This is a genomic window from Streptomyces sp. NPDC050806 (genome assembly GCF_055586425.1).
The window spans coordinates 465,090-482,531 of sequence record NZ_JBVJIF010000010.1; the positions used below are offsets into that span (position 1 = coordinate 465,090).

The following is a 17,442-nucleotide window of genomic DNA, read 5'->3' on the forward strand; positions in this document are numbered from 1 at the left end:
CTGTTACGCACGGCTCACCCTCATCTTGAAAGGCTCCACACCGTGACTTCCGAAGCGTACGTGTACGACGCGATCCGCACCCCGCGCGGGCGCGGCAAGGCCTCCGGTGCGCTGCACGGCACCAAGCCGGTCGACCTGGTCGTCGGCCTCATCCACGAGGTGCGGCGGCGCTTCCCCGACCTCGATCCGGCCGCCGTCGACGACATCGTGCTCGGCGTCGTCGGCCCGGTCGGCGACCAGGGCTCCGACATCGCCCGGATCGCGGCGATCGCCGCCGGGCTGCCCGACACCGTCGCCGGCGTACAGGAGAACCGCTTCTGCGCCTCCGGCCTGGAGGCCGTCAACCTGGCCGCCGCCAAGGTCCGGTCCGGCTGGGAGGACCTGGTACTGGCCGGCGGCGTGGAGTCGATGTCCCGGGTGCCGATGGCCTCCGACGGCGGCGCCTGGTTCAACGACCCGATGACCAACTTCGACACCAACTTCGTCCCCCAGGGCATCGGTGCCGACCTGATCGCCACCCTCGGCGGCTGGAGCCGCCGCGACGTCGACGAGTACGCCGCGATGTCCCAGGAGCGGGCCGCGGCGGCCTGGAAGGACGGCCGGTTCGAGCGGTCCGTCGTCCCCGTCACCGACCGCAACGGGCTCACCGTCCTGGACCACGACGAGCACATGCGCCCCGGCACCACCGCCGACTCCCTCGCCGGCCTGAAGCCCTCCTTCGCCGCCATCGGCGACATGGGCGGGTTCGACGCGGTGGCGCTGCAGAAGTACCACTGGGTCGAGCGGATCGACCACGTCCACCACGCCGGCAACTCCTCCGGCATCGTGGACGGCGCCTCGCTGGTCGCCATCGGCTCCAAGGAGGTCGGCGAGCGCTACGGCCTGACCCCGCGCGCCCGCATCGTGTCCGCCGCGGTCTCCGGCTCCGAGCCGACCATCATGCTCACCGGGCCGGCGCCGGCCACCCGCAAGGCCCTCGCCAAGGCCGGCCTGACGATCGACGACATCGACCTCGTGGAGATCAACGAGGCGTTCGCCGCCGTCGTGCTGCGCTTCGTCGCCGACATGGGCCTGAGCCTGGACAAGGTGAACGTCAACGGCGGCGCCATCGCCATGGGCCACCCGCTCGGCGCCACCGGCGCGATGATCCTGGGCACCCTCGTCGACGAGCTGGAGCGCCAGGACAAGCGCTACGGCCTGGCCACCCTCTGCGTCGGCGGCGGCATGGGCGTCGCCACCGTCATCGAGCGCCTCTGACCGTCCGTCCCGAACCCCTTACGGAGAACGCACCATGAGTGAGACCAGCACGATCCGCTGGGAGCAGGACGAGACCGGCGTCGTCACCCTCGTCCTCGATGACCCGAACCAGTCGGCGAACACGATGAACGAGGACTTCAAGACCTCCCTCGCCGCGGTCGCCGACCGCCTGGAGGCCGAGAAGGACAGCATCCGCGGCATCGTCTTCACCTCCGCCAAGAAGACCTTCTTCGCCGGCGGCGACCTGCGCGAACTGATCGCCGTCACCCCCGAGAACGCCCAGCGGGCCTTCGAGGCGGGCCAGGGCATCAAGCGCGACCTGCGCCGCATCGAGACGCTCGGCAAGCCGGTCGTCGCGGCCATCAACGGCGCCGCGCTGGGCGGCGGTTACGAGATCGCGCTCGCCTGTCACCACCGCGTCGCGCTCGACACCCCCGGCACCAAGATCGGCCTGCCCGAGGTCACCCTCGGCCTGCTCCCGGCCGGCGGCGGCGTCACCCGTACCGTACGGCTGCTCGGCATCGCCGACGCGCTGCTGAAGGTCCTGCTCCAGGGCACGCAGTACAACGCCACCCGCGCCAAGGACAACGGGCTGATCCACGAGGTCGCCGAGACCCCCGAGGACCTGCTCGCCAAGGCCCGCGCGTTCATCGACGCCAACCCCGAGTCCCAGCAGCCCTGGGACGTCAAGGGTTACCGGATCCCCGGCGGCACGCCCGCCAATCCGAAGTTCGCCGCGAACCTCCCGGCGTTCCCCGCCAACCTCAAGAAGCAGCTGAACGGCGCGCCCTACCCGGCCCCGCGCAACATCCTCGCCGCCGCCGTCGAGGGCTCCCAGGTCGACTTCGAGACCGCGCAGACCATCGAAGCGCGCTACTTCGTGGAGCTGGTCACCGGCCAGACCTCGAAGAACATGATCCAGGCCTTCTTCTTCGACCTCCAGGCCGTCAACTCCGGCGCCAACCGCCCGAAGGGCATCGAGGAGCGCAAGGTCTCCAAGGTCGCGGTCCTCGGCGCCGGCATGATGGGCGCGGGCATCGCGTACAGCTGCGCCCGGGCCGGCATCGACGTCGTGCTGAAGGACGTCTCCCAGGAGGCGGCCGACAAGGGCAAGGCGTACAGCGAGGGGCTGCTCGCCAAGGCGCTCGCGAAGGGCCGGACGACCGAGGAGAAGCGGGACGCGCTGCTGGCGCGGATCACCCCGACCGCCGACCCGCAGGACCTCGCGGGCTGCGACGCCGTCATCGAGGCGGTGTTCGAGGACACGTCGCTCAAGCACAAGGTGTTCCAGGAGATCCAGGGCATCGTGGCGCCTGACGCGCTGCTCTGCTCCAACACCTCCACCCTCCCGATCACCGGCCTCGCCGAAGGCGTCGAGCGGCAGGGGGACTTCATCGGCCTGCACTTCTTCTCGCCGGTCGACAAGATGCCGCTGGTGGAGATCATCAAGGGCGAGCGGACCGGTGACGAGGCGCTGGCGCGCGCGTTCGACCTGGTACGCCAGATCCGTAAGACCCCGATCGTGGTGAACGACAGCCGCGGCTTCTTCACCTCCCGCGTCATCGGCCACTTCATCAACGAGGGCGTGGCGATGGTCGCGGAGGGCGTCGACCCGGCCTCCGTGGAGCAGGCGGCGGGGCAGGCGGGCTACCCGGCCAAGGTGCTCTCGCTGATGGACGAGCTGACCCTCACCCTGCCGCGGAAGATCCGCAACGAGACCCGCAAGGCGATCGAGGACGCGGGCGGCAGCTGGGCGCCGCACCCCGCCGACGCGCTGATCGACCGGATGGTGGACGAGTTCGGGCGGCCGGGGCGCAGCGGTGGCGCCGGCTTCTACGAGTACGGCGAGGACGGCAAGCGGGCCGGGCTGTGGCCGGGGCTGCGCGAGCACTACACCAAGCCGGACGCGGAGATCCCGTTCAAGGACATGCAGGAGCGGATGCTCTTCTCCGAGGCGCTGGACACCGTCCGCCTCTTCGAGGAGGGCGTGCTCACCTCGGTCGCCGACGCCAACATCGGCTCCATCCTCGGCATCGGCTTCCCCGGCTGGACCGGCGGCGTGATGCAGTACATCAACGGTTACGAGGGTGGCGTCGCCGGCTTCGTGGCCCGTGCCAAGGAGCTCCAGGCGACGTACGGCGAGCGGTTCGCGCCCTCGCCGCTGCTGCTGGAGAAGGCGGAGAAGGGCGAGCGCTTCACGGACTGACGCGCGCACGGGGCGGGTCCTGCGGGGCCCGCCCCTTCCGGCTCACCGCTCGCTGAACCACTCCTGCAGTTCTTCCTTCATCGACCGCTGGAAGGCCGTGACCAGGGCCTGTACGACCAGCGGCTGCATGTGGGCGGAGAGCGACTTGCGGCGGGCCACCTCCGCGGCGTCCGGTCCGTCGTCCTCGTACGCGGCGCCGACCTCGTCCTTGAAGAGCCGGCTCAGCTCCCGGGCCGCCGAGCGGGTGTGCTCCATGACGACGGTGCGGGCCGCGAGGATCGTCTCCAGCGCGATCGGCACGTCCAGCAGCCGCACCCCCAGCTGCAGCAGCCCGGGATCCACCTGGAAGACGTCCTTCTGCTGGGTCCGCACCAGCACGCTCATCGCCGCCAGCCGGTCCAGGTCAGGATCGGTCAGCGACCGGCCCACCCGCCGCTCCAGCTGCGCCCGGGTCTGCTCCTCGGCCCGGTCCGGGAGCCAGCCGGCCACGAGGGCGCGGTGGATGGCGAGATCCTGCGCACTGAGGTCCGGCGGCAGCTGCGCCAGATAGCGCTCGATGGCCGACAGGGTCATGCCCTGGTGCTGCAGCTCCTCGATGAGGGCCAGCCGCGAGAGATGGTCCGGGCCGTACCGGCCGACGCGGCGCGGGCCGATCTCGGGCGGCGGGAGCAGCCCGCGGGTGCTGTAGAACCGGATCGTACGGACCGTGACCCCGGCCCGCGCGGCCAGCTCGTCCACGGTCAGGCTCTCGTCGGCAGCGGACTCCATCATGTTGGACAGTATTGCTGTCTCACCACACTTGTCACCACTCTGACGAGTGAGGGAGCGGCCGCTCTCCCTCCGGCGCGTCACCCCCTTCAGTAGCATCCGCTGTTCCGGTACGGAGCCCACGGGGGACGCATGCTCGAACTCAGCGAAGACCCGTTCACCGTGCGCGTGCTGGTGGTGGGCCCGTCCGGATCCGGCAAGACGGTCTACCTCGCCAGCCTCTTCAAACGCCTCCAGGTGCAGAGCAGCGCCGCGATCTTCCTGGAGTGCCCGCAGGCGCAGCGCATCGAGCTCATGGAGTTCTACCGCCAGGTGCGGGACCGCAAGGAGTGGCCGGCCTCGACGCGGGTGCACAACAGCCGCGAGTACACCTTCGACTGCAAGACCCGGCGGAGCGGCACGAACCACTCGGTGCTGCGCATCAAGTACCTGGACTACGCGGGCGAGCTGCTCACCGAGGCCACGCACGACGACGCCGCCTCGCGGGCCCAGGAGGAACTGGCCGAGCGGCTGGTGGCGGCCGACACGGTGCTGTGCCTGCTGGACGGACAGTACGTACGCGAACTGCTCACGGGCACCGAAGCGGGCCTGGACCACTTCCACCACGAGATGTCGCTGATCTTCGGGCTGCTCCAGTCGTCGGAGAAGCCGGTGCACTTCGTGGTCACCAAATGGGACCTGCTCGCCGGGCACGCCCGCACGGAGGGCGCCTCGCTGGCGGCGGTGCGGGACGCGCTGTGCGGCATCGAGGAGTTCGCGCACCTCGTCGAGAACGTCACCATGGCCGGGAACGAGTACGCCCCCGCCGTCCGTCTGCTGCCCGTCAGTGCGGTCGGCCCCGATTTCGCGACGCTGGAACCGGACGGCCGGATGCGCAAGCACCCGGGTGCGCTGCCCCATCCGCAGTACGTCGAGATCCCCTTCCTCGCGATCCTGCCCGACATCTTCTCCTCGATCCTCGGCCGGCTCGACGACGCCACCCGCCGCCAGCTCATCCTCGACATCCAGCGGAGCACGGCGCTGACCGCCGGGGAGCGGATCAAGTGGCTGAGCGGCACGCTCAGCACCCGGCTGAGCAAGACCCTCACCGGTGTGCTGGGCGCGGTGGTCGGCGGCAAGAAGCTCGACAAGGTGAGCGAGGCCGCGGTGGAGATGTTCGCCAGCAGGCTGACCGAGAGGGGCGACATCAAGATGGGGGTGCGGGAGCGGGAGCTGGGCCAGGTCGACCGGCTCACCGAGGAGGCCGCTTCCGCGCGGCGGATCGCCATGGACCGGATGAACGCCGAGCTGGCCTCCTTCGTGGCCAGGATGCCGTCCTCCGTGCTGCGTGACGGCGAGGCCCTGTGAACCGCCGCGGAGCGCGGGACTACGGGTGCTGGCCCTTCCTGGTGGCGCGGGGCCGAGTGGTGGGGCAGCGGACGCTGCTCGTACCGCGCTTCCTGGCCGAGCGCGGCCTGTCCGGGCTGCTGCGCGACGCGATCACCGGCAGCCTCACCCAGGCGGGGGAGAGCCGGCACGCGGAGGCGGCGCTGCCGGACGGCGGGCGGATCGGGCTTTCGTACCGCATCGTCCAGGCGTCACCGCCCGGCGCCGAGGGCGTGGTGCTGCGCGACCGCAGCGGCCGGCCCGTGGAGGTGGCGTACGGCGTGGTCGTCACCGGGGCGACGGGCGCGCGGGCACGGGTCTCCGTGACGGAAGCCGATCTGCCGGGGCTGCGCCCGATGGCCCTGGAGGTGTTCGCGCGCTTCCTGGCCGACGAGCGGGCGTTCCGGCCCCTGGTCTCGGCGCGTGTGCCGGTGGCGTCGCTGGCCGTCGGGACGGTCCCGGTGCCGGAGCCCGGACCGGAGCCGTCCTCCGGCCCGGCGGCGGGTGGGGCCGCGCCTCCCGTGGCCGCCTCTCGGCGCCCCGGAGAGGCGGTACCGCGGACGGGGCCGGGCCCGGGGCCGCAGCGCGCCCGGGACCTCCCGCAGGCCGACGCCGGCCTCGTCGCGTGGCTCCTCGCGCTGCTCAAGGGCCCGGGCGCTGGCCTCTGGGCGGTCGTCCTGCTGGCGGGCTGGCCGGTGGCCGTGGTGCTGGTGCTCGTGCTGCTCCTGAAGGACTGAGGGACGGCGTACGGACGAAACACGGGGCGGAGAACCCGGCTCGTGTGATCTCTTTCACAGACGGATGGCCGTCCTTCGGGGAAGGTGTGCCGTCGGCCCGGCTCGCGCGATCCGCAGCGGCCGACCGTGGCTCCATCGCCCTCCCGAAAGCGAGATGACCCACCCGTGAGCACGCATACCGTCCAGGAAGACGCCTACCGGCCGCCGGACGGGGGGAACGGCAATGCCCAGCACGACGCGGGCGATGCCGGATACAGCAAGGGCCTCAAGGCCCGGCACATCAACATGATCGCCATCGGCGGCGCGATCGGCACCGGCCTGTTCCTGGGCGCCGGCGGCCGGCTGGCGTCCGCGGGACCCGCGCTCGCCGTCGCCTACGCGGTCTGCGGTCTCTTCGCGTTCTTCGTCGTACGCGCGCTGGGCGAGATGGTGCTGCACCGCCCCTCCTCGGGCTCCTTCGTCTCCTACGCCCGTGAGTTCCTGGGCGAGAAGGGCGCCTACGTCGCGGGCTGGATGTACGTCGTGAACTGGTCGACGACCGGTATCGCCGACATCACCGCCATCGCGCTCTACACGCACTACTGGAGCCTCTTCACCGACGTGCCCCAGTGGGTGATGGCGCTGATCGCGCTCGCGGTCGTGCTGACCGTGAACCTGATCTCGGTGAAGATCTTCGGCGAGCTGGAGTTCTGGTTCGCGATCATCAAGGTCGCCGCGCTGGTCGTCTTCATGTTCATCGGCATCTTCCTGCTGGCCACCCAGCACCCGGTGAGCGGTCACACCCCCGGCTTCGACCTGATCAGCGACAGCGGCGGGTTCTTCCCGACCGGTCTGCTGCCCGTGGTCGTCGTACTCCAGGGCGTGGTCTTCGCGTACTCCGCCGTCGAGATGGTCGGCGTCACCGCCGGTGAGACCAGCGAGCCGCACAAGGTCGTCCCGAAGGCCGTCAACTCGATCATGTGGCGGGTGGGCATCTTCTACGTCGGCTCGGTCGTGCTGCTGACGCTCCTGATGCCGTGGGACAAGTACAGCGGCTCCGAGAGCCCCTTCGTCACCGTGCTCTCCAACGTCGGCGTCCCGGCCGCCGGCGACGTGATGAACCTCGTCGTGCTCACCGCCGCCATGTCCAGTCTGAACTCCGGCCTGTACTCCACCGGCCGCATCCTGCGCTCGATGTCGATGTCCGGCTCCGCGCCCAGGTTCGTCGGCCGGATGAACCGCCACCAGGTGCCGTACGGCGGCATCCTGCTCACCTCGGCGGTGTGTGTGCTGGGCGTCGCGCTGAACTACCTCGTGCCCAGCCAGGCGTTCGAGATCGTGATCAACATCGCGGCGCTCGGCGTGATCAGCACCTGGGTCGTCATCATGATCTGCCACATGGTGTTCGTCCGCCGGACGAAGGAGGGCCTCCTCCAGCGCCCGAAGTTCCGGCTCCCGGGCACGCCGGTCACCGACATCGTCACCATCGCGTTCCTGCTCGGCGTCATCGTCCTGATGTGGTTCGACGGCGGCGTCGGCCGGGACACGGTCATGCTGGCCCCGCTGATCGTCCTGGCCCTGGTCGTCGGCTGGTTCGTCGTCCGCGGCCGCGTCGGCCGCATCGCGGCGGAACGCGCCTCCGGCGGCTCGGACGGCCTGGAGGGCCCGCCCGCACCGGACGCGCCGAAGGTACCCGGCCCGCGCGGCTGACCCGTGCACCGGCCCCGGGGCCACCGGGTGGCGGTCGTCCGACCGCCACCCGGTGGCCCCGAGCCGTCCCGGCTTACCTCGCGCGCTGATCCTGCGCTGCATCCGGTGCGCCGGCGGCAGCCGTGACGGGGTAGTGGTCCGAGAGATTCGTGTACGTGAAGGACTCGCTGCCGCTGGTGACCGTCCAGGGCGCGGTCTCTTCCTTGACGACCTCGTTGTGCCAGCCCGCGGGGCGGACGTGGCCCGCGCGGTGCAGGACGTGGTCCAGGTCCTCGCGGGGATCGCTGGGGTACCGGTCCCTGGCGACGGAGTTGTCCCGGGTGTCGAAGGAGTACGGGTGGCCGGTGCGGGCGTCGGCGGCCACCAGACCGGCGTCGGTCAGCATCGTCCCGTACTCCGCGCTCCGTGAGTCGACGTTGAGGTCGCCGGCGACCATGACCTGCTCGTCCGCCGGGATGTGCCGGGCGTCGAGGAAGGCGTCCAGCTCCTTGAACTGCTTCGCGCGCGTCGCGGCGGCCTCGCCCGCGGCGCATCCCGGGTCGGTGGACTGCGGGTGGGTGCCCACGATGTGCACCTTCTGGCCGTTCACGTTCAGCACCGCGTAGACGAACCCCTTGTTGGACCAGTAGTCCGAACCGCAGGCGTCCTTGAAGACGTGCTGCTCCTTGCGGACCACCGGCCACTTGCTGAGGACGGTGACCCCGCCGTCCTCCGGGGTGAGCGAGGAGTACGCCCCGGAGGTGGCGTCCCAGCCGGTCTTCGAGCGGCCCAGTACCGGGGTCTGGTACGGGTATTCCGCCGCGGCGTTCGCCTTGAGCGCTTCGGAGGAGGAGTTGTCGAACGCCTCCTGGAGGACGACGACGTCCTGGCCCCGGAAGAAGCCGGCCGCCGGGATCTCCTTGGCGCGGTGGTCCTGGCCCCAATTGGGGTACAGCGTCTTGCTGAACAGGAACGTGTTGTATGTCAGGACCTTGAGCGCGGGGGTGTCCGCGGTGGCGGCCGACGCGGGCGCCGCGGTGGCGAGCGGCGCCGCCGCGACGGTGATCGCGGCGGCGAGGACGGCGGCGCGCGTGCGGTGCGGCGTGGAGTGCGGCACTGAATCTCCCTGTGGGGGTGTGGGTTGATCCGGCGCCGCACATCCAACCAGCCGCGATTACCTTCTGGTAACCGCCGGTCGGCCGGGAGATTTACTCCGGCCGGTGCCCGTCCTGCGCGTGGACGTCACCGTGGGCGTGGACGTCGTTCGTCGCCGCGATGGACTTCCAGGACTTCGGCCGCTCCGCCGCGGTCTTCGCGGCCGCGATGGACGCGCCCTTCGCCGCCGGGGCGGAGGGCTTGGCGGGCTGGTACAGCCAGGTGTCGAAGAACTCCGCGAGCGGCTTGCCGGACTTCTGCTCGGCGAACTTCACGAAGTCGGCGACCGAGGCATTGCCGTACTTGTTCTCCGTCGGCCAGGACTTCAGGAGCCCGAAGAACGTCTTGTCGCCGAGCTTGTTGCGCAGCGCCTGGAGGGCCAGCGCGCCCCGGTCGTAGACCGCGATGTCGAACTGGTTGTCCGGGCCCGGGTCGCCCGGCTTCACCTTCCAGAAGGCGTCGTCGGCCGGGTGCTGGTCGTACACGTAGTCCGCCAGCTCCTGCGCGGTGCCCTCGCCCTCCTTCTCCGACCAGAGCCACTGGCTGTAGCGGGCGAAGCCCTCGTTGACCCAGATGTCCTTCCAGTCCTTCAGCGACACGCTGTCGCCGTACCACTGGTGGGCCAGCTCGTGCACGACCACGGAGACGTTGGTGCCCGCGTCGAAGGCCTTCTTGCCGTAGAAGGGGCGGGTCTGGGTCTCCAGCGCGTAGCCCGCCGGGACGTTCGGCACGTACCCGCCGAGCGCGTTGAAGGGGTACGGGCCGAAGACCGTCTCCAGCCACTCGGCGACCTCGGTGGAGCGCTCGATGCTGGCCTTCGCGGCGCCCTCGTTGCTGCCCAGGTCCTTGCTGACCGCGTTGATGACCGGCAGGCCGTTCGCGGTGGTGTCCTTGGTGATGTCGAACTTGCCGACCGCGAGCGTCGTCAGGTACGTCGCCTGCGGCTTGTCCGAGCGCCAGTTGTAGCGCGTCCAGCCGAGCTTGGAGGACTGCGAGAGCAGGACGCCGTTGCTGAGTGCCTGGGTGCCGTCCGGGACCGCCACGGAGATGTCGTACGTGGCCTTGTCGGTGGGGTGGTCGTTGCTCGGGTACCACCACACCGCCGAGTCCGGCTCCTGCGCCACCACACCGCCGTCGGGGGTGCGGGCCCAGGCCGTGAAGCCGTCGATCTTCAGCTCGGAGGGCTTGCCCGCGTACCGCACGACGACGCTGATGTCCTTGCCCTTGGGCAGCGGCGCGGCGGGCGTCACCTCCAGCTCGTGCTTCCCGGAGGCCTTGAAGGACGCCTTCTTGCCGTTGACGCGGACCTCGCCGACCTTCAGGCCGAAGTCGAGGTTGAAGCGGGAGAGGTCCTGGGTGGTCTTCGCGAGCAGCGTCGCGGTGCCCTCCAGCAGGTCCGTCTTCGGCTGGTACTTCAGGCGCAGGTCGTAGTGGGAGACGTCGTACCCGCCGTTGCCGCTCTCGGGGTAGTAGGAGTCGCCGGCGCCCGGCGCGCCGGGGGAGTAGTCGGCAGCCGATGCCGGGATCGCCAGCAGCAGGCTGAGCACGGCAGCGCCCGGCACGAGGAGTCTGTGACGCACGAGTCCTCCAACTCGTCGGAGAGGCCGGACGGTTCCGGCCTACGTGGGGGGGTGACACCGACCCTGCTCGGGTCTCTCCCGACCCTATGTACTGCGGCGTCTCACGTCAGGTGCATGGCCATATCTGACACATGACCGACATCGGGCCGTCATGGTCACTTCCGTCCCTGCCGCACCCTTACGTGGCGCCGGGAGCCCGCGCTACGGTCCGGCGGGTGACCATACGCACGCGGCTGGGCCGCATACCGTGGCAAGCGTTTGTCGTGGCGGCCACCGCCGCCCTGCTGGCCGTCCTGCTGCCGCCCGGTGGCACCGCGCAGGCCGCCCCCGAAGGGACGCGGGCCGCCGCCTCAGGAGATACGCGGGCCGCGGGCCCCGGAGAGAGCAGACCCGTCTACTCCTACGACCGCGCCATCCGCGAATCCGTATGGGTGGACACGAAACTGGACGGCGACTCGGACGGCAGGACCGACCGGGTCGCCGTCGACATCGTCCGGCCGCGCGAAGCCGCCGAGCAGGGCCGCCGGGTCCCCGTGATCATGGATGCGAGCCCGTACTACTCCTGCTGCGGCCGCGGCAACGAGAACCAGAAGAAGACCTACGACGCCGACGGCCGCCCCGTGCAGTTCCCGCTGTTCTACGACAACTACTTCGTGCCGCGCGGGTACGCCACGGTCCTGGCCGACCTCGCCGGCACCAACCACTCGGACGGCTGCGTCGACGTCGGCGGCCGGTCCGACGTGCGGTCCGCCAAGGCCGTCGTGGACTGGCTGGCCGGCCGCGCCCGCGCCTACGACGCCCCCACGGGCGGGAAACGGGTCACCGCCGGCTGGTCCAACGGCAGGACCGGCATGATCGGCAAGAGTTACGACGGCACGGTGGCCAACGGCGTGGCAGCCACCGGGGTGCCGAACCTGAAGACCATCGTGCCCATCGGCGCCATCTCCTCCTGGTACGACTACTACTTCTCCCAGGGCGCCCCGCTCTACGACTCCGGCCCCGAGTGGCTGTCGGACTACGTCGAGAGCCCGGCAGCCCGCGCCCGCTGTGCCGCCGTTCAGAAGAAGCTCGTCGACGGCGCCCCGCGCAGCGGCGACTGGACGGACCTGTGGTCGGAGCGCGACTACGTGAAGGACGCCCACAAGGTGAAGGCGAGCGTCTTCGTGGTGCACGGCAAGCAGGACCTCAATGTCCGCACCAAGCACTTCGGGCAGTGGTGGGACGCGCTCGCGAAGCACGGCGTCGAGCGCAAGATCTGGCTCTCGCAGACCGGCCACGTCGACCCGTTCGACTTCCGGCGCGCCGACTGGGTGCCTACGCTGCACCGGTGGTTCGATCACTACCTGATGGGCTACGACAACGGCATCGACCGGGCCCCGATGGCCGACGTCGAACGCGCCCCGGGGAAGTGGACGACGGACCGCGTCTGGCCCGCGCCCGGCACGGCCGCCCGTACGACGCTGCGGCCCGGCACGGGCGAGGAGCCGGGTGTCGGGGTGCTCGGGACGCGGCCCGCGCCGTCCGGCGCCACCGAGACCTTCACCGACGACCCGAAGCTGAGCGAGACGGACTGGGCCGAGCACGCCGACGAACCGACCGCCGCCAAGGCCGCGTTCCGCACCGCCCCGCTGGCCGCACCGCTGCGGCTGTCCGGCGCCGGCCGGGTCACCGTGACCGCCACGCCCTCCACGGCCACCGCCCACCTCTCGGCCGTCCTGGTCGACCTCGGCCCCGCCACCATCCGCGACTACGCCGGAGAGGGCGAGGGCATCACGACGCTGGACCGGCGCACCTGCTGGGGCGCGAGCCGGGACGGCGACAGCGCCTGCTTCAAGGAGACCGCGCCCGACACCGCGAAGGTGGCGCAGACCGTCGTCAGCCGCGGCTGGGCCGACCTGGGGACGTACGCCGATCCGCACAAGGGCCGCCCGCTGACGCCCGGGAAGCCGTACACGATCACCCTGGACCTGGCCGCGACCGACCACGTCGTGCCCGCCGGGCACCGGCTCGCCCTGATCATCGGCGGCACGGACGCCGGGCTCATCGACCCGCCGTCCACGAAGCCGACGCTCACCCTCGACCTGTCCCGCACCAAGGCCGAGCTGCCCCTCACGGGGGCCGCGCACGCCCTCTCCGGTACGGCGCGCACACCGCGTACCGAGGCCGCGCCGCTCGCCGGCCTCGATGCGCCGCGCCCGATCCGCCCCGTACCGGCGGCCCGCTGACCTCCGGGGCGGGCCGCACCGCACCGCATACGTGCGGCCCGCCCCGGAGAACCGTGTCCGAACCGCTCAAGGGAGACACCGCTTCGTGAGGTACAGATTCCGCACCGCACTGCTCGGCGTCGTCACCACCGCGCTCACCACGGCCTTCCTCGCCGTACCCGGCCAGGCCGTCGCCGCTGGCCACGAAGGGCCGCGCACCGGTTTCGAGGAGAGCGACGGCGCCCGCTGGACCACCCAGCCCGAGGAGCAGGAACTCCTCGCCCGCGCCGACCGGGAGAGCGCGCGCATGCGGGTCGACCGCATCGGCTCGACGAACCAGGGCCGGCCGGTCCAGCTCGTCCGCATCGGCGCCGCGCAGCCGCCCTCCGCCGACCGCGTACGCCACGGCAACTCCGTCCTGCTGATCTGCTCCCAGCACGGCAACGAGCCCTCGGGCCGCGAGGCCTGCCTGTCCACCGTCCGCGACCTCGCCTACGCCACCGACGACGCCACCCGCCGCTTCCTGGCCCGTACCAGCGTCCTGGTGATCCCCACCGCCAATCCGGACGGCCGCGCCGCGAACACTCGCGGCAACTCCGACGGCGTGGACATCAACCGCGACCACATCGCGCTGAAGACCGCCGAGGGCCGTGCGATGGCCCGGGTCTTCCGCGACTACCGCCCCGACACCGTCTACGACCTGCACGAGTACGGCGCCACCCCGCCGTACTACGACAAGGACCTGCTGGCACTGTGGCCGCGCAACCTCAACACCGCGGACGCGGTGCACAAGGAGGCCACCACCCTCTCCGAGCGGTACGTCCGGCCCACCGTGCGGGACAGCGGCTTCAGCACCGGCATCTACGGCATCTGGACCGACCCGGAGACCGGTGAGCCCGTCAAGCAGGTGGCGGGCGACGGCCAGGAGCGCATCCTGCGCAACACGGCCGGTGTGAAGAACTCCGTCGGGCTGCTCGTCGAGACCCGTACGACGCCGCTCACCCAGGCCGAGAAGGACGACCCGGCCGTCAACAACCGGCGCCGGGTGGGCTCCCAGCTCGCCGGGCTGGAGGGCGCGTTCGCCTTCCTCGGGGAGCGCCGTGGCCGGATCGAGGCGGCCACCACGGCGGCGCGGCTGGCAGGATATGCGGACCGCGGGCCGGTCTACCTCGGCGGCGCCGACAACGAACCGGCCACCGACGAGCAGATCATCGAGGACCCGCCGTGCGGCTACCGGCTGGACGGCGCGGCGTACGAAGAAATCGGCGATGAACTGGCGCTGCACGGTGTACGGGTCGAACATGACGGTGCGGGTGCATTCGTCCGGCTGCGTCAGCCGCTACGGGCGCTGGTGCCCCTGCTGCTGGACGGGCGGTCCGCAGGTCACCTTACGGTCGCGAAGCCCTCATCCGGGTGTTGAACCGTGGTAAGGGGTAATGGCTAGGGGAAATCCAGCCCATCGAAAGGTCACCACGTGACGGACAGAGAGAACGAACCGGGGGGCGGAAGCGGGGCACCAACCCCCATAGACCTGCCCACGGAGTCTCAGGGTGCCGGGCCCGCCCAGACCGACAAGGTCGTCTTCGGCGTCACGGCACTGCTCACCCTGGCCTTCATCGTCTGGGGTGCCACCTCCACCGAGTCACTGGAGAACGCGTCGGGCACGATGCTCGACTGGCTCATCAAGAACGGCGGATGGGCCTTCGTACTGGCCGCGTCCGGCTTTGTGATCTTCGCGATCTGGCTGGCCATCAGCAAGTACGGGCGGATCACCCTCGGGGCCGAGGGTGAGCAGCCGGAGTTCCGCACGGTCTCCTGGATCGCGATGATGTTCAGCGCCGGTATGGGCATCGGCCTGATGTTCTACGGCGTGAGCGAGCCGCTGGGGCACTTCAGCACGCCGCCGCCGGGCACCCACCCGGGTGACGCGGCGCAGGCCATGGACACCGCGATGGCCACCACGCTCTTCCACTGGACGCTCCATCCATGGGCGATCTACGCGGTGGTCGGGCTCGGCATCGCCTACAGCACCTTCCGGCGCGGCCGCAGGCAGACCATAAGCGCGGTCTTCACGTCGCTGATCGGGAAGCGGCGGGCCAACGGCACGGTCGGCCGGATCATCGACATCCTCGCGATCTTCGCGACGCTCTTCGGCTCGGCCGCCTCGCTGGGTCTGGGAGCGCTGCAGATCGGCAGCGGCATCAAGGTGCTGGGCTGGAAGGACAGCGTCAGCACGACCCTGCTGGTCCTCATCATCACCGTGCTGACGATCGCCTTCATCCTCTCGGCCGTCTCCGGCATCGCCAAGGGCATCCAGTGGCTGTCCAACATCAACATGGTGCTGGCGCTGATCCTGGCCGTCTTCGTGTTCATCGCGGGGCCGACCATCCTCATCCTGAACATGCTGCCCACCGGCGTGGCCTCGTTCATCGGCGAGCTGCCCCAGCTGGCCGGCCGCACGGGAGCCAGCAGTGGTGAGGGTGTCGACGCCTGGCTGCGCAGCTGGACGGTCTTCTACTGGGCGTGGTGGATCTCCTGGACGCCCTTCGTGGGCATGTTCATCGCGCGCATCAGCCGGGGCCGGACGATCCGTCAGTTCGTCGGCGGCGTCATCCTGGTGCCGAGCGTCGTGAGCCTCATCTGGTTCGCGATCTTCGGTACGTCCGCGATGTTCCTCAAGGAGCACAAGCAGCTGTCGGACGTCTCCTCCGTGGAGGGCCAGCTCTTCGATGTGCTGCACCAGTACCCGGTCGCCACCCTCATGAGCGTGCTCGTCATGATCCTGGTCGGCATCTTCTTCGTGTCCGGCGCGGACGCCGCCTCGATCGTGATGGGCACGCTGTCCCAGAAGGGGACCATGGAGCCGACCCGGCCCGTCGTCATCTTCTGGGGTGTGGTCACGGGCGCGGTCGCCGCGATCATGCTGCTCATCGGCGGCGGCAGCGGTGACGCACTCACCGGCCTGCAGAACCTCACGATCCTGGTCGCGGCGCCCTTCACACTCGTGATGATCGCGATGTGCTGGGCCTTGCTGAAGGACCTGCGGAGCGATCCGCTGATCGTCCGCGGACAGATCGGCGAGGAGGCCATCGAGGCCGCGGTCGTGGCCGGGCACGAGAAGTACGAGGGCGACTTCGAGATCCGGATCGGGCCGGCCAACGGCGACTCGGGGGAGGGGGCGACGGTCATCAGCGACAAGGACGGTCCCGCACCCGCGGGCACCGGGAAGGACTGACCCGCACTCACGTCGGCGTGACATCGGAGCGGAGGGCCGCCACGGCCCTCCGCTCCGGCGCGTCAGCCCTCGTTCGGCCGGACGCGGCCCTGCTCGGCCGGGCACGGCCCTGCTCGGCCGGGCACGGCCCTGCTCGGCCGGGCACGGCTCAGGGGCCCTCAGGCCGCCGCGTCCAGCAGCCGCAGCACCTCGTCGGCGCAGCCCCACGCCACGGTGACGCCCGCGCCGCCGTGCCCGTAGTTGTGGACGCACAGTCCGCCGCCCGGCAGCCGCTCGGCCTCCAGGCGCACCGCGGGGCGGGCCGGGCGCAGCCCCACGCGGTGCGTGAGGATCCGCGCTTCGGCGAGTGCCGGGTGGACGCGGGCACAGCGCGCCACGATCGCCTCGGCCACCGCCGGATCGGGTGCGGTGGACCACGCGCCCTCGACCGCCGTGCCGCCCAGCACGACCCCGTACGGCTGCGGCAGCACGTATGTCGTGGTGTCCGCGTGCCCGTCGGCGTCGACGAACCACTCCTCGACGCCCGGGTTCTCGACGATGACCAACTGGCCCTGCACGGGACGCACGTCCGGGTCGGGCACCAGCTCGCGGGCGCCCAGGCCCGAGCAGTTCACCACCGCGTCGGCCTCCCGCGCGACGGCGTCCAGGGAGCCGGCCGGACGCCGCTCCACGGTGCCGCCGGCCGCGGCCAGCCGCCGCTCCAGGTACTGAAGGTGTGCGTCCATCGCCACCAGAGGGGTGCGGGCGCGCAGGCCCTCGGGTATGCCGGCGGGCAGCTCCTCGGGGCGCGCGGCGCGCAGCCCCGGTACGGCCTCCCGCCAGCGGTCGGGCACCGACGCCGCCGCCATCGTGCCCATCACCATCCGCACACCTGTGTCGTCCGCTCCGGCGAGCCCGGCCAAGGCCTCGTAGCCGCGCACCGACCACTCGACCGCCGCCGCCTCCGGGAGGATGCGGTACGGCCAGCACAGGCCGCCCGCCACCGAGGACGTCGTTCCCGCCGCCTGGTCCCGGCTCAGCACGCGTACCGTCCGGCCCGTCTCGGCGAGGCGGACGGCGCAGGTCAGCCCGGTGACCCCGGCTCCGATCACGATCACATCGTTCGTCATGGGAGGACCGTATCCGGAGCCCTTCGACGTTTTGTGATCTTGGGTTAACCCTCCGGCAGCGACCCGGACAATGCGGGCACTTAGGCTGGTAGCAGCACACCGTCGGCCGACGACGCCCCACGGACCGTCCGTACTCGTACGCAGCGATGATCTGTACC

General features: G+C 71.0%; 12 protein-coding genes. 8 read left to right on the forward strand and 4 right to left on the reverse strand.

The annotated features are described in order from the left end of the window. Nucleotides 1–42 precede the first annotated feature (42 nt). Entirely contained in the window at nucleotides 43–1,257 is a 1,215-nt protein-coding gene (locus ACZ6WH_RS31520; protein WP_469732635.1) for an acetyl-CoA C-acetyltransferase, read from the forward strand. A gap of 34 nt (nucleotides 1,258–1,291) precedes the next feature. After that, nucleotides 1,292–3,463, forward strand: a complete 2,172-nt coding sequence (locus ACZ6WH_RS31525) for a 3-hydroxyacyl-CoA dehydrogenase NAD-binding domain-containing protein (RefSeq protein ID WP_469732637.1) — start codon at nucleotides 1,292–1,294, stop codon at nucleotides 3,461–3,463. A 42-nt stretch (nucleotides 3,464–3,505) separates the two neighbouring features. Here ACZ6WH_RS31525 and ACZ6WH_RS31530 read toward each other — a convergent pair whose 3' ends face one another. Further along, the gene (locus ACZ6WH_RS31530) at nucleotides 3,506–4,231 is read right to left on the reverse strand and encodes a MerR family transcriptional regulator (protein WP_469732721.1); all 726 of its coding nucleotides are present in this window, start codon (nucleotides 4,229–4,231) and stop codon (nucleotides 3,506–3,508) included. 132 nt (nucleotides 4,232–4,363) lie between these two features. On the opposite strand from ACZ6WH_RS31530, the gene ACZ6WH_RS31535 reads away from it, so the two are divergent. From ACZ6WH_RS31535 to ACZ6WH_RS31545, 3 genes are all read left to right on the forward strand, one after another. Further along, nucleotides 4,364–5,578, forward strand: coding sequence for a TRAFAC clade GTPase domain-containing protein (locus ACZ6WH_RS31535; protein WP_469732639.1), 1,215 nt, complete (start codon nucleotides 4,364–4,366; stop codon nucleotides 5,576–5,578). Beyond that, complete coding sequence (locus tag ACZ6WH_RS31540) at nucleotides 5,575–6,333, forward strand: hypothetical protein (RefSeq protein WP_469732641.1); 759 nt, start codon at nucleotides 5,575–5,577, stop codon at nucleotides 6,331–6,333. Before ACZ6WH_RS31535 ends, ACZ6WH_RS31540 begins: the two co-directional genes overlap by 4 nt. Nucleotides 6,334–6,618: 285 nt before the next feature. Next, nucleotides 6,619–8,022: an amino acid permease gene (locus ACZ6WH_RS31545; protein ID WP_469732723.1), complete on the forward strand. Its 1,404-nt coding sequence runs from the start codon at nucleotides 6,619–6,621 to the stop codon at nucleotides 8,020–8,022. A 73-nt stretch (nucleotides 8,023–8,095) separates the two neighbouring features. On the opposite strand, the gene sph is transcribed toward ACZ6WH_RS31545, so the two are convergent. Together sph and ACZ6WH_RS31555 are read right to left on the reverse strand one after the other, a co-directional pair. Next, nucleotides 8,096–9,118, reverse strand: coding sequence for a sphingomyelin phosphodiesterase (gene sph / locus ACZ6WH_RS31550; protein WP_469732643.1), 1,023 nt, complete (start codon nucleotides 9,116–9,118; stop codon nucleotides 8,096–8,098). Nucleotides 9,119–9,209: 91 nt separating this feature from the next. Continuing rightward, nucleotides 9,210–10,736: a M1 family metallopeptidase gene (locus ACZ6WH_RS31555; protein ID WP_469732645.1), complete on the reverse strand. Its 1,527-nt coding sequence runs from the start codon at nucleotides 10,734–10,736 to the stop codon at nucleotides 9,210–9,212. Nucleotides 10,737–10,951: 215 nt separating this feature from the next. Here ACZ6WH_RS31555 and ACZ6WH_RS31560 point away from each other — a divergent pair, with 215 nt between their 5' ends. The 3 genes from ACZ6WH_RS31560 (at nucleotide 10,952) to ACZ6WH_RS31570 (ending at nucleotide 16,175) form a co-directional block, all read left to right on the forward strand. Beyond that, a complete protein-coding gene (locus ACZ6WH_RS31560; protein ID WP_469732647.1) occupies nucleotides 10,952–12,961 on the forward strand; it encodes a Xaa-Pro dipeptidyl-peptidase in 2,010 nt (669 codons plus the stop codon). Between the two features lie 85 nt (nucleotides 12,962–13,046). Continuing rightward, on the forward strand, nucleotides 13,047–14,360 hold the full coding sequence (locus ACZ6WH_RS31565) for a M14 family metallopeptidase (protein WP_469732649.1): 1,314 nt from the start codon (nucleotides 13,047–13,049) through the stop codon (nucleotides 14,358–14,360). Nucleotides 14,361–14,414: 54 nt separating this feature from the next. After that, nucleotides 14,415–16,175: a BCCT family transporter gene (locus ACZ6WH_RS31570; protein ID WP_469732651.1), complete on the forward strand. Its 1,761-nt coding sequence runs from the start codon at nucleotides 14,415–14,417 to the stop codon at nucleotides 16,173–16,175. A gap of 158 nt (nucleotides 16,176–16,333) precedes the next feature. Here ACZ6WH_RS31570 and ACZ6WH_RS31575 read toward each other — a convergent pair whose 3' ends face one another. After that, on the reverse strand, nucleotides 16,334–17,284 hold the full coding sequence (locus ACZ6WH_RS31575; protein ID WP_469732653.1) for an FAD-dependent oxidoreductase: 951 nt from the start codon (nucleotides 17,282–17,284) through the stop codon (nucleotides 16,334–16,336). Nucleotides 17,285–17,442: the final 158 nt, after the last annotated feature.

Excerpts from the sequence above, each read along its gene's own strand:
- ACZ6WH_RS31525 (WP_469732637.1), top strand. The coding sequence starts at position 1,292 with ATGAGTGAGACCAGCACGATCCGCTGGGAGCAGGACGAGACCGGCGTC.
- ACZ6WH_RS31530 (WP_469732721.1), bottom strand. The coding sequence starts at position 4,231 with ATGGAGTCCGCTGCCGACGAGAGCCTGACCGTGGACGAGCTGGCCGCG.
- ACZ6WH_RS31535 (WP_469732639.1), top strand. The coding sequence starts at position 4,364 with ATGCTCGAACTCAGCGAAGACCCGTTCACCGTGCGCGTGCTGGTGGTG.
- ACZ6WH_RS31545 (WP_469732723.1), top strand. The coding sequence starts at position 6,619 with ATGATCGCCATCGGCGGCGCGATCGGCACCGGCCTGTTCCTGGGCGCC.
- ACZ6WH_RS31575 (WP_469732653.1), bottom strand. The coding sequence starts at position 17,284 with ATGACGAACGATGTGATCGTGATCGGAGCCGGGGTCACCGGGCTGACC.